The organism is Thalassospira sp. GO-4, from assembly GCF_023588965.1.
Classification (GTDB): domain Bacteria; phylum Pseudomonadota; class Alphaproteobacteria; order Rhodospirillales; family Thalassospiraceae; genus Thalassospira; species Thalassospira povalilytica.
Map to the genome: position 1 here is coordinate 3253684 of NZ_CP097807.1, position 16194 is coordinate 3269877.

At 55.1% G+C, this 16194-nt stretch carries 12 protein-coding genes; 7 read left to right on the forward strand and 5 right to left on the reverse strand.

Features of this window, described 5'->3' with window-relative positions; translation table 11 throughout:
- From M9H61_RS15070 to M9H61_RS15085, 4 genes are all read right to left on the reverse strand, one after another.
- Window positions 1-351 (reverse strand): hypothetical protein, encoded by a 351-nt coding sequence (locus M9H61_RS15070; RefSeq protein WP_250281379.1) that lies wholly within the window; start codon window positions 349-351, stop codon window positions 1-3.
- Window positions 348-2660, reverse strand: a complete 2313-nt coding sequence (locus M9H61_RS15075; protein WP_250281386.1) for an FdhF/YdeP family oxidoreductase — start codon at window positions 2658-2660, stop codon at window positions 348-350. Before M9H61_RS15075 ends, M9H61_RS15070 begins: the two co-directional genes overlap by 4 nt.
- A gap of 177 nt (window positions 2661-2837) precedes the next feature.
- Complete coding sequence (gene rpe / locus M9H61_RS15080; RefSeq protein ID WP_250281393.1) at window positions 2838-3503, reverse strand: ribulose-phosphate 3-epimerase; 666 nt, start codon at window positions 3501-3503, stop codon at window positions 2838-2840.
- Between the two features lie 132 nt (window positions 3504-3635).
- Window positions 3636-4982 (reverse strand): RsmB/NOP family class I SAM-dependent RNA methyltransferase, encoded by a 1347-nt coding sequence (locus M9H61_RS15085; RefSeq protein WP_250281395.1) that lies wholly within the window; start codon window positions 4980-4982, stop codon window positions 3636-3638.
- A gap of 220 nt (window positions 4983-5202) precedes the next feature.
- On the opposite strand from M9H61_RS15085, the gene M9H61_RS15090 reads away from it, so the two are divergent.
- The 4 genes from M9H61_RS15090 (at window position 5203) to purH (ending at window position 11828) form a co-directional block, all read left to right on the forward strand.
- Complete coding sequence (locus tag M9H61_RS15090; protein ID WP_250281397.1) at window positions 5203-6216, forward strand: glycosyltransferase family 4 protein; 1014 nt, start codon at window positions 5203-5205, stop codon at window positions 6214-6216.
- Window positions 6217-6340: 124 nt separating this feature from the next.
- Entirely contained in the window at window positions 6341-8302 is a 1962-nt protein-coding gene (locus tag M9H61_RS15095; RefSeq protein WP_250281403.1) for a nucleoside-diphosphate sugar epimerase/dehydratase, read from the forward strand.
- Window positions 8303-8496: 194 nt separating this feature from the next.
- Window positions 8497-9903, forward strand: coding sequence for a VOC family protein (locus M9H61_RS15100; RefSeq protein WP_250281405.1), 1407 nt, complete (start codon window positions 8497-8499; stop codon window positions 9901-9903).
- Window positions 9904-10250: 347 nt separating this feature from the next.
- Window positions 10251-11828: a bifunctional phosphoribosylaminoimidazolecarboxamide formyltransferase/IMP cyclohydrolase gene (gene purH / locus M9H61_RS15105; RefSeq protein ID WP_250281407.1), complete on the forward strand. Its 1578-nt coding sequence runs from the start codon at window positions 10251-10253 to the stop codon at window positions 11826-11828.
- 67 nt (window positions 11829-11895) lie between these two features.
- On the opposite strand, the gene M9H61_RS15110 is transcribed toward purH, so the two are convergent.
- Window positions 11896-13203 (reverse strand): NtaA/DmoA family FMN-dependent monooxygenase, encoded by a 1308-nt coding sequence (locus M9H61_RS15110; RefSeq protein ID WP_250281409.1) that lies wholly within the window; start codon window positions 13201-13203, stop codon window positions 11896-11898.
- Window positions 13204-13325: 122 nt separating this feature from the next.
- On the opposite strand from M9H61_RS15110, the gene M9H61_RS15115 reads away from it, so the two are divergent.
- Genes M9H61_RS15115 through M9H61_RS15125 form a run of 3 tightly spaced genes read left to right on the forward strand, consistent with a single transcriptional unit; the run spans window position 13326 to window position 16191 of the window.
- Window positions 13326-14117: an ABC transporter ATP-binding protein gene (locus tag M9H61_RS15115; protein WP_250281410.1), complete on the forward strand. Its 792-nt coding sequence runs from the start codon at window positions 13326-13328 to the stop codon at window positions 14115-14117.
- A complete protein-coding gene (locus tag M9H61_RS15120; protein WP_250281413.1) occupies window positions 14114-15127 on the forward strand; it encodes an iron ABC transporter permease in 1014 nt (337 codons plus the stop codon). Before M9H61_RS15115 ends, M9H61_RS15120 begins: the two co-directional genes overlap by 4 nt.
- A complete protein-coding gene (locus M9H61_RS15125; protein WP_250281415.1) occupies window positions 15127-16191 on the forward strand; it encodes an iron ABC transporter permease in 1065 nt (354 codons plus the stop codon). The genes M9H61_RS15120 and M9H61_RS15125 overlap by 1 nt, the downstream gene beginning before the upstream one ends.
- Window positions 16192-16194 lie beyond the last annotated feature (3 nt).

Below are 16194 nucleotides of genomic sequence, written 5' to 3' on the forward strand. Positions count from 1 at the left end.
TTACCCAGCCGGGCTGTGGGGCGGTAGGTCCGCGTTGTCTGGGCGTGCACGGCCGGTTGTCGGTAGATAATGGGTACGCAACGTGCGTGCATCGCGCTTGGTCACGGTTAACAGATCGCCTGACTGCACAAGCGCATTGAGTTCCCGCAATACAATGGCATGCGCCATCCCGAAAAGCCGGGCAAAGGTCCGGCTGTCACGTGCGATATCTTCACGTGCGGCGACAAGAATGCCCGCTTGAACAGGGGTTAGTTCCGGCTGCGTTGCCATCAGGCGTTCGACCAGATGCAGAAACATCGCTGCATCCGGTGCAAGATCGCCATCCACGGGATTTCGGGCGTGGTTGTTCAAACCCGGTTTTCCGGGCGGAACGAAACCATCACCGATTTGGATGTCGGTGTATCGCTTTGTTCACCAGCACTGCCAAGCGGCACCAGAACGTTCAGTTCCGGGTAATAGCCGGCAACACTGCCACGCGGAATGTCATAGGAAACGAACCGGAAATCATTGGCGATCCGTTCGATCCCGTCATCATATTCACAAATGACATCAACGCGATCACCGGCCTTGGCACCCAGATTGGCAAGATCATCTGGATGGATGAAAATGACCTTTCGTTCGCCGTAAACCCCGCGATACCGGTCATCAAGACCATAGACGGTCGTGTTGTACTGATCGTGGGAGCGGAATGTCTGCAAGGCAAACCGCGATTGTGCGGCAGATGCGGGGCGGGTCTGGCGTGCCTGCTGGTGGACGGTTTGCTTGGGAAGCGGCGCATTGGAAAATGTCGCCTTGCCAGCGGGGGTATTCCATTCCCGGTGTGCTGCATCATTGCGCAGATGGAAGCCGCGCGGTTTGCGCAGACGGGTATTATAATCGGTAAAGCCCGGAACGGTCGCCTCGATATGGCTGCGGATCAGCTCGTAATCATCGGCAAGTGCCGCCCAGGATACGATGTCGCTGCCAACCGTTGCTTCGGCAATTCCGGCAATGATGCCAACTTCGGACAGAAGATGCGGTGAAGCAGGACGGTTGATACCAGCCGAACCGTGCACCATGCTCATGGAATCTTCGACGCTGACCACCTGGGACTGACCACGGGAATTCAGGTCAATCTCGGTCCGGCCCAGACAGGGTAGGATAAAGGCGATTTCGCCGGGCATAAGATGCGAATGGTTGGGCTTGGTTGCGATGTGAACCGTCAGTTTGAGGTTCTTCATCGCCTTTTCAACAAGGGCGCTGTCGGGCGTGGCCCGGGCAAAATTCCCGCCCAACCCGATAAAGGCCTTGGCGCTGCCATCAAGCATCGCACCGATCGCGCCAAGAACATTGTGCCCGTGTTTGCGCGGTACCTTGAAACCGAATTCCTTTTCCAGCGCATCGAGAAAGGCCGCGGGCGGCTTTTCATTGATTCCGACCGTACGGTCGCCCTGAACGTTGGAATGTCCGCGGACCGGGCACAGACCGGCACCCGGTTTGCCGATATTGCCGCGCAGGAACATGAAATTGGCAATTTCACGAATGGTCGGCACGGAATGAAGGTGCTGGGTGATGCCCATTGCCCATGTGCAAATGACCCGCTCAGCCGACAGATAGACATTGGCGGCCTGTTCGATTTCCTGGCGGCTCAGCCCCGACTGATCTTCGATTTCCGACCAGCTGGTGGCGTCAACCACAGCACGGTAATCGGCAAGTCCGGCGCAATGTTCATCAAGGAACGCGTGATCAAGAACAGAAGGTTCGCCCTTGGCAATCGCGGCATCGTCGGCGGCAAAGACCGCTTTGCTCATGCCGCGAACGGCGGCCATGTCACCGCCAAGGCAGGGCTGGAAATAATGGCTGGCAATCTCGGTGGAGCCGCCATGCAACATTTCAAGCTTGTCCTGCGGGTCGGAAAACCGTTCAAGTCCGCGTTCACGGATCGGGTTGAAGACCACGATCTTTGCGCCACGCATTGCCGCTCGGCGCAAATCGCCCAGCATGCGCGGGTGGTTGGTGCCCGGGTTCTGTCCAAGGACGAAAATGGCATCCGCCTTTTCGAAATCTTCAAGAAGAACCGTTCCCTTGCCCACGCCAATTGCCTGACGCAGACCAACGCCACTGGCTTCGTGGCACATGTTCGAACAATCAGGGAAATTGTTGGTGCCAAAGATGCGTACAAACAGCTGATAGAGATAGGCTGCTTCGTTGCTTGCGCGGCCTGACGTATAAAACTCGGCCTCATCGGGGGTATTTAACCCCTTAAGGATGCTACCGATTTCAGCAAAGGCATCTTCCCACGCGACAGGTTGATAGGTATCGCTTTGCCGATCGTAGCGCATCGGGTGGGTGATGCGCCCGTTCAATTCCAGTTCGTAATCGCTCAGTTTGCTCAGTTCGGTTACGGTATGCTTGGCAAAAAATGCCGGCGTCGCACGCTTTTCGGTTGCTTCCCATGAGACGGCTTTGACCCCGTTTTCACAGAATTCAAAAGATGACCCGTGCTCGGGATCACCCCATGCACAACCCGGGCAATCAAAACCGTCAGGTTGATTGGCCTTAAGCATCGTGCGTGCGCCGTTAAACGGGCTGCCGCTTTGCAACAGTTGCTTGCCGCAACTTTTCAGCGCACCCCAGCCACCGGCTGCCGACGATTTTTTTCCAATAAAGCTTTCATTCATGCAGGCATCTATTTGCCAGAACCGAAATTAGGTCAAGTATGCATACCTAATCGGTCGATAGAAAAAATTTATCAAAGAGTTCCGGCAATGATTTGAATGTGTTCAAAATGCAATCGGGGCCGGAACCCTGTGGTGTTTCCGACCCCGAACAATCATTGATGCTGCCTTTAACGCAGATTACGCGCCGCGAATAGCCTTGATATTGTTGGCATATTCCGACGGGCCGCCTTTGAAGGTCGCAGAACCGGCAACCAGAACATTGGCGCCTGCTTCGATGACCTGCGGGGCGATTTCCGGGTTTACGCCACCATCGACTTCAAGATCGATATTGCGGCCGGTCGCATCGATCATCTTGCGGATGCGTTTGATCTTCTCAAGCTGGCTTGGGATGAATTTCTGGCCGCCAAAGCCCGGGTTCACGGTCATGACCAGAACCAGATCAACCAGATCCATGACATATTCAATGACACTTTCCGGAGTCGACGGGTTCAGCGACACACCGGCTTTTTTACCCAGTGATTTGATCAGTTGAAGCGAACGATGCAGATGCGGGCCTGCTTCGGCATGGATGGTGATGATGTCGGAACCGGCATTGGCGAAAGCTTCGATATACGGATCGACCGGTGCGATCATCAGATGCACGTCAAACACCTTGTCGGAATGCGGGCGCAGTGCTTTGACCACATCCGGTCCGATGGTGATGTTGGGCACGTAATGGCCGTCCATCACATCAATGTGGATATAGTCGGCGCCTGCTGCGTCAACAGCGCGGACATCAACGCCCAACTGGGCGAAATCGGCCGAAAGGATCGAAGGTGCGATTTTAATGTTCGACGTGGTCATGCGTCACGGGTCCTGAAGCAATGCGGGATATGGCAAATTCGCGCATCTCATAACGTAAAAAGGCAGCCCTGTCACCCGAATGGGGCTCATGGCTGCCTTGTTTGCAGGTTTGACGGCTATCCTGACGTGAAATCAGGACTTTTTGACAAGCCGGGCGCAGAAAAAACCATCCATGCCGCCGAAATCGGCCATATGGATCGGCAGAACCCGCAATTCACCATCCTTGTTGATGGCTTCATCCCAGCCACCAAGTTCGTCCGCAGTGATCGGTTTGCGTTTGTAATTGGGATGGTCGGCCAGGAACGATTTGACCTGATGTTCGCCTTCTTCGGGCTGCAGGGAACAGGTGCAATAGATCAGCTCGCCACCAACATTCAAAAGCTTGTCAGCCTGATTAAGCAGTTTGGTCTGGATCGGCAGCAGCGACCGCATCAATTTGTCATTTTGACGCAGCAGAATATCGGGATGACGACGAATGGTACCGGTTGCTGAACAGGGTGCATCAAGAAGGACCGCATCCGCACGCGGGGTATCGGGTGCAAGATCGGTGGCATCCCCGGTGACAACTGCGGCACCAAGGGAAACGCGCTCAAGATTCTCAAACACGCGTTTCAGGCGGCCTTCGGATTTATCAACGGCGATCGCACTGGCACCAAGGGACGCCAATTGCATGGTCTTGCCACCGGGGGCAGCACAAAGGTCATAGATCGTTTTGCCCTGATAGGCGGAAAACAGGGTTGCCGGAATGGCCGCGGCTGCGTCCTGAACCCACCAGTCACCATCGCGATAGCCCGGAAGATCACGAATGCGACGACCACTTTCAAGGCGGACCGAACCGGTCGGCAGGACAAGGCCATCCATCTTTTCCGCCCAGTCGGCTGATGTGCTGCGATCCTTGATCGAAAGGTCGAGCATAGCATGGCCAAGGCATGCCTCGGCAATGGCTTGGCTGATTTCCGCCCCATAGGCCTTTTTCCACGACCCGCGCAGCCATGCCGGGATGTTAAGCTGCCAGTCTTCGACACCTTCGGGCCATTCAAATCCATCACGCTGCAATCCACGCAGCACGGCGTTGATCAGTTTGGTATATTTATGCAGGCCTGCGTCGCGGGCCAGGTTGACCGTGCTGTCGACCGCACCGTAATCGGATGTGTCCATGAAGAACAGCTGTGCGACGCCAAGGCGCAGAATATTGGTCAGGCGGGCGGCAACGCGGTCTTGCGGTGGCTGATAACGCGGGGCCAAAACCGCATCGATTTCACCCAAGTGGCGCAATGTGGTGCCAAGCAGCTGACGCAGGAAATTGCGATCAAGCGATGGCAGGCCATAGCCATGTTTTGACAGAAGTTCGTCCAGAGTCACTTCACCGCCGCGCAGTTCCTGCAAGGTTTTGAGCGCAAGCATCCGCGGATCGGGTGTCTCGACCGGCTGTTTGCGCGGGGCGTTGCGATGTGCTGGACGGGAACGGCGTTCTGTCAAAGGGATATCTCCGGTTTCGTGTTATGAAGGTTAGTTAAGCGTCGCGTGGCAAAGTGTAAAGCACCAAGCACCCGAATAGGTGGCATGGCTGCCTTGTGTTATCGGGCAGATGAGGGGGCAGATTACCTTGCTTAGGGTTTGAAAAACCTTGCGATGGATGTGCGGTCCGGCTAATCCAGACGGATCATTTGACGTCGATAGTGACAGGAACGCCAAAACCATGACTTTCACCGGCCTTGCGACCTTTTCGAGCATCTTTCTGATTGGCTCGATGTTGCTGACCTGGGTGGTTTTGAACTATCTGCGACGCAAGGCGATCCTTGATATGCCCAATCACCGGTCCAGCCATGCGGTGCCGACGCCGCGCGGTGGCGGGCTTGCGGTCACACCGCTTTTGATCCTTTTGGTTGCGGTTGTGTTTATCCATACCGGGGTCACTTCGGTCAGTCATTGGTTGATGCTGGCAGCAGCAGCCGGGCTTGGATTGCTCAGCTGGCTTGATGATCGTCACGATCTTTCGGCTGCCATACGTTTTGCCATGCAATTTGTTGCGGTGATTGTCGGCGTGTTTGCCATCGACAAGCCGGTTTTGGGTGGTCTGGTGCCTCTGTGGCTCGATCACGTTCTTGTGGTATTTGCCTGGGTCTGGTTTATCAATCTGTTCAACTTTATGGATGGGATTGACGGCATTTCCGGGGTCGAAGCCGGTTCGATCGGGCTGGGCATCTTTATTCTGGCGCTTCTGATGCCATTGCCGCAATTCATCGGGCTTGGCTATATCGGGCTTGGTATTCTGGCCATCATGATCGGCTTTCTGATCTGGAACTGGCATCCGGCGAAACTGTTTCTGGGTGATGTCGGATCCGTGCCGCTTGGCTTTGTTCTGGGCTGGGTTTTGCTTAAGACAGCGTCAGAAGGGGCATGGGTCGTCGCGCTGATCCTGCCATCCTATTATCTTTTTGATGCGACCTTTACCCTGGTCAAACGTGCGCTTCGTCGTGAAAAAATCTGGCAGGCCCACCGAGAACATTTCTATCAGTTGGCAACCCAGCGCGGCTTTTCCCATGCGCGGGTTTCGACCATGATTGCAATCAGCAATCTGATCCTGATTGCGGTGTGTTTTGCACAAAGCGAAACGCCCGGCTGGATGCGGGTATTTGCCGCCCTGATTGTGGTGTTGTCACTGGTCGGAATGATGGTGCGGATGCCGGTCAAGGGACGCACGGACAGTTAAGTATCGCACGGAAGTTGCGCATTGCTTGACTTGTGCCCGTACGGGCGCGAAAAGAATGCCTTGTCCGTTTTTTGGGCAGACAGGTATATCCTTTTAAAAACAGAAAACTGCCACTAGGGACCGCATGTCGCGCATTTTACAGCGAAGCCATATTGCCTTTGTCCATGATGTCTTCATGGCTGCGATTTCGTTCCCGTTGGCCCTTTATCTTCGGGTTGGCGATGGTGTGCGGTTTTATCAGGCTGACAACATCCTGTTTTCGGCTGCCTTATTTACACTGATTGCAGCGGCATCATTCTGGTATTTCGGGCTTTACCGCGGCATCTGGCGTTATGCGTCGCTTAATGATCTGACCCGTATTGCCAAGGCGGTTTCGGTTGCCGTGGCTGTTTTGTTCCTTGTGCTGTTTCTGACCACGCGTCTGGACTGGATGCCCCGTTCGGCACCGATAATCCAGTGGTTCCTGCTGATGGCGTTGCTGGGGGGATCGCGGCTGACCTACCGGATTGCCAAGGATAAATCCACCGCACGCGCACTGATCCGTCAGGGAACAACGCGTCTGCCTGTGTTGCTGATTGGTGCCGGTGACGAGGCCGAGGCCTTTATTCGTGAAACCGAACGATCGGCAGATACCCCGTTCAAGGTTGTCGGCATTGTGTCCCTGACCGAAGGACGGGTCGGACGCAACATGCATGGCGTCGATGTGCTTGCGACTGTTGATAAACTTGAAGACGTCATCAAAAAACTGGAAATGAGCCGCCTTGGCCTTCCGCGCCGTCTTGTTCTGACCGGTGATGCGCTGCGCCATGAAGACAATGTCAAATGGGTGGAAATTGCTGATCGTTACGGCATGACGCTGGCGCGTTTGCCGAAACTCGGTGATCTGCGCGAAGGTCTTGCCGATCCGCTGCAAATTCGCCCGGTCGCCATCGAAGATTTGCTGGGTCGGCCACAAGCGCGTCTGGATCGTGATCGTGTGCGTGAAATGATCGGGGGCAAGCGGGTTCTGGTAACCGGTGCGGGGGGCTCGATCGGGTCGGAACTGGTGCGCCAGATTGCTTCTTATGGTCCGGCCAGCCTGACCCTGGTCGATGCAGGGGAATATAATCTCTATGCCATCGACATGGAAATGGCGGAAAAATTCCCTGATATGCCACGTGAAAGCATTCTGGGTGATGTTCGTGATCGTGTCCGGATCGGTCAGGTATTTGATCATGTGGCACCTGAAATCGTGTTTCATGCAGCGGCCTACAAGCATGTCCCGCTGGTCGAACACAATCCCAATGAAGGTATTCTGACCAATACCCTTGGCACCCGAAATGTTGCCGAGGCCTGCCGTGCAGCCGGTGTTGCGACCATGGTTCTGATTTCGACGGACAAGGCGGTAAACCCGGCCAATGTCATGGGGGCGTCCAAGCGTCTGGCAGAATGTTATTGTCAGGCGTTGGAGACATTGCCGCTTGATCAGCGCGGTCCGACCCGTTTTGTCACTGTGCGGTTTGGGAATGTTCTGGGATCGACCGGATCGGTTGTACCATTGTTCCGTCGTCAGCTTGAAGCCGGTGGGCCGCTGACCGTAACGCACGAAGGCATCACCCGGTATTTCATGACCATTGCCGAGGCTGTCGAGCTGGTCTTGCAATCCGCGGAACTTGGTCGCCATGGCGTGACCGATGGCGGAAAGATCTTCGTTCTCGATATGGGGCGTCCGGTCAAGATCATTGACCTCGCCCGTCAGATGATCCTGCTTTCGGGACTTCGTCCGGGCAAGGATGTCGAGATCAAGGTTACTGGACTTCGCCCGGGTGAAAAGCTGTATGAAGAATTGTTCCATGACAGCGAACCGCCGGTTCCCACCGAAACCGATGGCGTTATGCTGGCAAGTCCGCGTGTGGTTGATTATGCCGAAATCAAACAGGTTTTCGATGCGCTTGAAGACAGTGCAACCAACCGCAATACCCACCAGACACTCGAATTGATCAGCAAGCTGGTGCCGGAATTCCAGCCGCCCGAAATTGGTGTCAAATCGATCTTTGCCGACACCCCGGCGGAAACGGCCAATCAAGTGACCGGTGATACGGCCTAGTTATCGGGCCATTTCAATCACGCATAGCCGAGCAATGGCGACGCATGTTCATTCATTGAAGGAATGAACTCGTGCGGAATTGTCGTTTGTCATTGCCAAATGCGGGCCATATCTTGCGCTCAGAATGACAAATCGGAATGACCTTGTTGATGGTTCACCGATTTTCCTGACGATCCGTCTATTGGAGGCCCCGCATGTCGGCAGATGCTTTTGTCCACCCTGATGAAATCCGTTCGATGTTTTCCGGCGCGATGTCGGACATGTACCGTGCCGAAGTGCCGCAATACGGCACCCTGATGGAACTCGTTTCGGACATCAATCAGGAAAGACTTGCTGCTGATCCCGTGCTTCGTGACGGACTTGTACGCAGTGATGACCTTGATCGTATTGATCTTGAACGTCATGGCGCAATCCGGCTGGGCAAGCCCGAAGAACTGTTCAATATGCGCCGCCTGTTTGCGGTGATGGGCATGCATCCGGTCGGGTATTACGATCTGTCGGTTGCCGGTGTGCCAGTGCATTCAACTGCATTTCGCCCGATTGATGACGATGCCCTGCGCCGCAATCCGTTCCGTGTTTTCACGTCGCTCCTGCGCCTTGAACTGATCGAGGATGCGCAACTGCGCACAGAGGCCGAAGCTATCCTGGCAAAACGTGAAATCTTTACCCCAGATGCGCTGAAACTGATTTATCTGGCCGAAAAGAACGGCGGGCTTGACCGTGTTCAGGCCGAACAATTTGTGGCCGAGGCACTGGAAACTTTCCGCTGGCACAGTGATGCGACGGTGTCACTTGAAACCTATCAGAAGCTTCATGATGCGCACCGCCTGATTGCCGATGTTGTTTGCTTCAAGGGACCGCATATCAACCATCTGACGCCGCGGACCCTTGATATTGATGCGGTTCAGCGTGCCATGCCCGAACGCGGCATTTCGCCCAAGGCCATTGTCGAAGGTCCGCCGTCACGCAAATGTCCGATCCTTTTGCGCCAAACCAGCTTCAAGGCGCTCGAAGAGCAGGTCTATTTCGTCGGGAGCAATCCGAAGGGAACGGCGGGCACCCACACCGCACGCTTTGGCGAGATCGAGCAGCGTGGTATTGCCCTGACCGCCGAGGGGCGCAAACTTTACGACACGCTTCTGGCATCGGTGCGCCACGCGGTCCAGGTCAGTGCGGGCGGATCAAACGCACGCGATTATGAAACCGAATTGGCCGAACGTTTTGCCGCCTTCCCCGATGATTACGAGACGCTCCGTGTCGAAAAGCTGGCATTCTTCCGTTACAGCGTGACGGACGCTGGTCGCGATGCGGCGGGTAAGGTTGATCGTGATGTTTCGGTAGACGAGCTGGTTGATCAGGGATACCTGCATGCAGACCCGATCATCTATGAAGATTTCCTGCCGGTCAGTGCGGCAGGCATCTTCCAGTCGAATCTTGGCAGTGACGAACAGAAAAACTACGCCGAACAGTCCAATCAGGATGTGTTCGAGAAATGCCTTGGCGCATCTGTTGCCGATGAATTGGCGCTTTATGCCGCCCATCAACAGGCATCTATTGATCAGGCGTTCGAAACATTGGGTATTCGGAAAAACGTCGCCTGATCCGATAGTTGGCAAAACCGATACGGGGTGGTCATTGGACCGCCCCGTTTTCAGTATCGGATGCCCGGACAGTTGGCGGGTTTGCAAAAGTCCGCCATGCAAGAATTCGGGGTCCACATTTTGCGCCGCACATGATAAAGCTCCGCGCGAAACATGGTTCGGACTCATTGATCATGTGTCGGCCCGGATCGAAATGATGTCATTTCTGTCCCGTTAAAAGGCCGGTCTTGCCCGCAACACTGTCACATCGCATGCACGAGCAGCCATGCGCATTTCTGATATTGTGGGCCGATATATCATCAATGGGTCCGCAACCTTCATCACATTGATGCATGAAAGCGAACCCAATGACTGCTCGTATTGCGCGCGCGCTTATTTCCGTTTCCGACAAGACCGGTCTGGTCGAATTTGCCAAATCCCTTCACGCCCAGGGTGTTGAAATCCTGTCCACTGGTGGTTCCGCCAAGGCGATCGAAGCTGCCGGTATTCCGGTCAAGGAAGTTGCCGATCACACCGGTTTTCCCGAAATCATGGACGGTCGTGTCAAGACTCTTCATCCGAAGATTCACGGCGGCCTTCTGGGCCGCCGTTCTCTTTCCAGCCACATGCAGGCGATGGAAGATAACGACATTTCCCCGATCGATCTGGTATGTGTGAACCTCTATCCGTTCGAAGAAACCGTTGCCAAGGGTGCCGATTTCGACACCTGCATCGAAAATATCGATATCGGCGGACCAAGCATGATCCGTTCGGCGGCGAAAAACCATGAATCGGTTACCGTGGTTGTCGATCCGTCCGATTATGACCGTGTTGTCGCCGAAATGAATGACAATGCCGGTGCCACCACCGCTGAAACTCGTCGCGTTTTGGGCGCCAAGGCCTTTGCCCGCACCGGCGCTTATGACTCGGCGATTTCAAGCTGGTTTGCCGGTCAGCTTGGTGAAACCTTCCCGCAGCGCCTGAATGTTTCGGCCGAACTGAAACAGACCCTGCGTTATGGCGAAAACCCGCACCAGCAGGCCGCGTTCTACACCAACGGTAAAAACCGTCCAGGTGTGGCAACCGCGACCCAGCTTCAGGGCAAGGAACTGTCGTTCAACAACCTCAATGACACCGACGCTGCGTTTGAACTGGTATCCGAGTTTGACGAAAAGCCGGCTGTTGCGATCATCAAGCACGCCAACCCGTGCGGCGTTGCCGAGGGTGCAACCCTGATCGAAGCCTATAACAAGGCGCTGTCTTGTGATCCGGTTTCGGCATTTGGTGGCATCATTGCGGTCAACCGTACCCTTGATAAAGAAACCGCCGAAGAAATCGCCAAACTGTTTGCCGAAGTCGTGATTTGCCCGGAAGCAGACGATGCTGCCAAGGAAGTTCTGGCAGCCAAGAAAAACCTGCGTCTGCTGGTAACCGGCGGCATGGCCGACCCGGAAGGCGAAGACATGACGCTTCGTTCGCTGGCGGGTGGTTATCTGCTTCAGAACCGTGATGCGGGTCGTGTGAAACGCGAAGAACTGAAAGTCGTCACCAAGCGCAAGCCGACTGATGCCGAACTTGATGATCTTCTGTTTGCGTTCCGCGTTGGCAAACATGTCAAATCAAACGCCATTGTCTATGTCAAAGACGGCAAGACCGTTGGTGTTGGTGCCGGTCAGATGAGCCGCGTTGACAGCTCGCGCATTGCCGCCTGGAAAGCAGAAGAAGCTGGCAAAAATGCCGGTGAAGCCGAACTGCGTACCAAGGGTTCGGTCGTATCGTCTGATGCGTTCTTCCCGTTTGCCGATGGTCTTCTGGCCGCAGTCAAGGCCGGTGCAACGGCTGTGATCCAGCCGGGTGGCTCCATGCGTGACGAAGAAGTCATTGCCGCAGCCGACGAACATGACATTGCCATGGTCTTTACCGGCATGCGTCACTTCCGCCACTAAGCGCGGTCGGGATCAAATCGTGATCAAATTGAAAAACCCCGGGAACTTCCCCGGGGTTTTTTGTTGGCTATTTGATGCCAAGATGATCGGCAAGGGTATGACCGGAATATTCGGTGCGAAACAGTCCGCGTTCCTGCAAACCCGGAACCACTTGATCAAGAAACAACTCAACCGACTGATGTGAACCGCTGGGTAAGGCAATGATGCCGTCACCGGCATTGATATCAGCCCAAGCCGCAATTTCGTTAACCGCATCCTCGGGCGTGCCGACCACGATCCAGTGCGAGGACCCCATGACTTCTGGACGGGTCAGAAGATCCTTGACCGTTGGTTGATCACGTTCAATCAGACGACGGACAAGGTCGCCATGGGTCTTGCTGCGCACCACCGTATCCGCGGGGGGCAACATTTCGGCAGTGACACGGGCCTCCATTGGATGATCTGTCAGATCAAGGGCAATCAGTTCCTTGACCTTGGCAATCATGCGGCGTGGGTCCATGCGGGCGTGGGTTTGGGCGAAAATTTCGCGTGCTTCTTCGCGGGTCGGGGCCAGATACATGTTAAGTCCGGGCAAGATGCGAATATCATCGGGGTTGCGGCCTTTGCTTGCCGCGCGTTCACGCAGGTCACTGCGCAATTCACGCGCAACTTCCGGATCCGGGGTGGCGGCAAAGATTGCATGGGCAACGGACGCAGCAAAGTCACGTCCGGCCGGCGATGCCCCGGCCTGGAACAACGGGACTTTGCCATTGCCAAAGGCCGGTGTGTTCAGCGGCCCGGCAACATCATAAAACTCCCCGTGATGATCAATCCGTGTCAGGGCGTCCGGGGTGCCATAAGTCCCACTTTCGCGGTCCGCAACGATGGCATTGGAAGGATAGCTTGCCCAAAGTTTGTGGACCACATCGCTAAATTCGGCTGCCTGTCGATAGCGATCCTCGCTTGATGGCATTTCCGAAATTCCGAAATTCTCGTTGCCATCAAGGGATGTGACGATGTTCCAGCCAACCCGCCCCTTGGACAGGATATTAAGCGACTGGATCTGGCGGGCGACGATATAGGGCGGATAAAAGGTCGTGGATGCCGTCGTGACCAGTCCGATCTTGCTGGTGTGTTCGGCCAGTGCCGCAAGCTGGATCGTTGGATCGAGACTGGAAAACCCGGGGGAACCGGCAATCATTTCCGGTTTCATGAAAAGCGTGTCAGGACGAAACAGGAAGTCGATCTTGGCCTTTTCCGCGCGTTTGGCAATCTCGACAAAAAAGTCTGTGGAAAAGACATTTTCGACATTGCTGTCACCACGGCGCCAGGCATCATTCATCAACCAGGTCGGGGCGACGGACAAACCGATATGGATGTGCTTGCGGGTCGTCATGGCGGGCAGAATTCCTTTGATCGTCGTCTGTTGCATGCTTGATAATATGAATGAATATCATTTGCAGCATAAAACGCCTTGATCTATGTTCTGGTCAGGATTGAAAAACCGGACCTTTGAACGTGCTGTCTGCCCAAAATCTTGTTGTTTCCTATGGAAAATCACCGGTCCTGAACGGACTTTCGGTGCAGTTCGACACAGGCGGTGTGACGGCACTGGTCGGGCCAAACGGATGCGGGAAATCCACACTGCTCAAGGCGATCCTTGGTCTTTTGCCAAAATCAGCCGGGACCATCACCCTTGATGATGTTCCGATCGACGATATTCCGCGGCGAACCCTGGCACGGCGCATCGCCTATTTGCCACAGGAAAACCATTGCCCGGATTATATCGTTCTGGGTGAGCTGATCGAACTTGCCGGATATGCACGCTATTCCCTGTTTGGCGGGCCAAGTGCACAGGACCGGGCATTGTTTGCAGACGTTCTTCGCACCGTTGGGCTGTCCGATATGGCCCATGTGCCGGTCAATTCACTTTCGGGTGGGCAACGTCAGCGGGCCTGGATCGCCATGGTTCTGGCACAGGATGCCGACATCATTCTGATGGACGAGCCGGTCAATCATCTGGATATGAAATACCAGTATGCCGTGCTTGATCTGGTGCGCCGTCTGGGTCAGGAGCACGGCAAAACAATCATCACGGTTTTGCACGACCTTAATCTGGCATCAGCATTTGCCGACCATGTGGTGATGATCCGTCAGGGCAAAGCAGGCGTTTCCGGCCCGACCAAACAGGTCATCACACCGGAAAACATCCGCATGGTCTTTGATTTCGATGCCGATGTTTTCATGCGCGAAGATCGTCTTGTCTGTTTGCCGCGTCAGGACGAACAGATGCGGGCACGCGCAGAATGACCGGTCGTGCAAAGGTCTTTTCGGCCTTCATTCTGATCCTGATGGCAGCATTTTTTGCCAATCTGTCACTTGGGGCGACCAATATTGCACCTGAAGACATCCTTTTGGCGTTTTTCAGCTTTGATGCGGATAATTACGACCATTTTGTCGTGATCTATCAACGTCTTCCACGGGTATTGATTGCCGTTTTTGTCGGTTCGGTGATGGCATGCAGCGGTGCTGTGCTTCAGGGATTGATGCGCAATCCCCTCGCATCACCAGCGCTTTTGGGGATCAATGCCGGTGCGACCCTGTTTGTGGTTGGCGGGGTGATATTTTTCGGGATTTCATCCGCATTTCAGGGAATTGCGGCGCTGATTGGCGGGATTTGCGGATTTGGCGCCTGTCTGATGGTTGCACGTATGTCGGGCATGGATAGCAACCCGCGGGGGTTGTCGCTTATTCTGTCCGGGGCGGTGGTTTCAATGCTGTTTATCGGCATTGCCAATGCCTTGCTGTTATCGACGCCGGAACTGCGAAACGAGTTTCTTGGCTGGGTAACGGGCGATATCAACCATGTCTATATCGACCGCCTTCATCAGATGTGGCCGGTTGGTGTCGGTGGTGTGGTCGTGCTTCTGATCTTGTCACGCGCGCTGACCCTTATTGCCCTTGGCCCGGAAAAGGCGGCATCGGCCGGTGTTAATATTGTCCTTGTGTCGCGTCTGGCAATTGCATCCGTGGTTCTTTCAAGCAGTGCGGCGGTCGCAATTTGCGGCCCGATCGGGTTTGTCGGTCTGGTTGTGCCCCATATCGTGCGACCACTGGTCGGTGCAAAGCAGACAGTGATCATTCCGGGCTGCATTCTGGTCGGGGCCAGCATTTGTCTGATTGCCGACATGGTTGCACGACTGGCCTTCAGCCCGTTTGTTCTTCATACCGGCGTGATGATGGACCTGTTCGGTGGCGTTGTTTTTGCCTTTGTCGTGCGGCGCTATTACCTGACCCCCGGATTGCGGAGGTCATTGTAATGCGTTTGACGACCGGTCTTCATGGATATGTTGTTCTCAGATTTTCCGGTGGTTTGGAAATCCGTCTGCATAATCTGATCTGTGCGGTGATCCTGATGATGGTTGCTGTGGTCGGTGGTGTGGCGCTTTTGACCACAGGATCAACCGACAGCACATTTTCCGACCTTGTCGGATTGTTTGATGGCAATGCTGTCTCTGGTGATGTCGCATTTGCAATTGCAGATGTCCGTCTGCCCCGCATTCTGATGGGGTTCATGGCAGGCTGGTGCGTTGCGCTGACCGGGGCGATGTTGCAATCACTTGCCCAAAATCCGCTGGCGGATCCGGGGCTGCTTGGGCTGAGCCAGGGGTCGCTTGTGGTCATCATGCTTGTGCTGGTTCTTTTTCCCGGATTGCCGTTGATCTTTACTCCCCTTGCCGGATTTGCCGGTGGGTTGGCGGTGGCCGCGCTGTTGATGGTACTGGTCGGGCGTCATCATTCCGGGGGGCTTGGCATTTTGCTGATGGGGATTGCGGTTGAAACCACTTTGTCATCGGTGACATCGATCCTGATCCTTTATGCGCCGCCCGAACAGTCACACGCGATTTCAAGCTGGCTTGCCGGGTCACTTTTCCATTCTGACTGGGCGGCTGTTGGCAGTTTTGCGACATGGTTTGTTATCTCCATCCCGGCAATTCTGGTGATTGGTCGCAAATTGCGCAGTCTTGACCTTGGTGACCATATGGCGCTGGCCCTAGGGGAGGCCGTTCATATCACCAAGCCGGCCATTCTGATTGTTGCCGTCCTGTTGACGGCCGCGGCGACGGCTGCGGTCGGTCCATTGGTGTTTCTGGGTGTGATGGCCCCGCATCTTGCCGGTTTCATATCCCCGGCAAAGGGGCGGGCGCGACTGTTTCTGGCGGCGATGACCGGGGGTGTTCTTGTGGTGGCGGCCGATGGATTGACGCGTCTTGGCTCTGATCAGGTGACACTGCCGACCGGGCTTGCCATCATGATGATCGGCGCCCCGATTTTTATCATTTCCCTGCGTCTTCGGACCATTTCACAAGCCCGAACAGGTTGATAC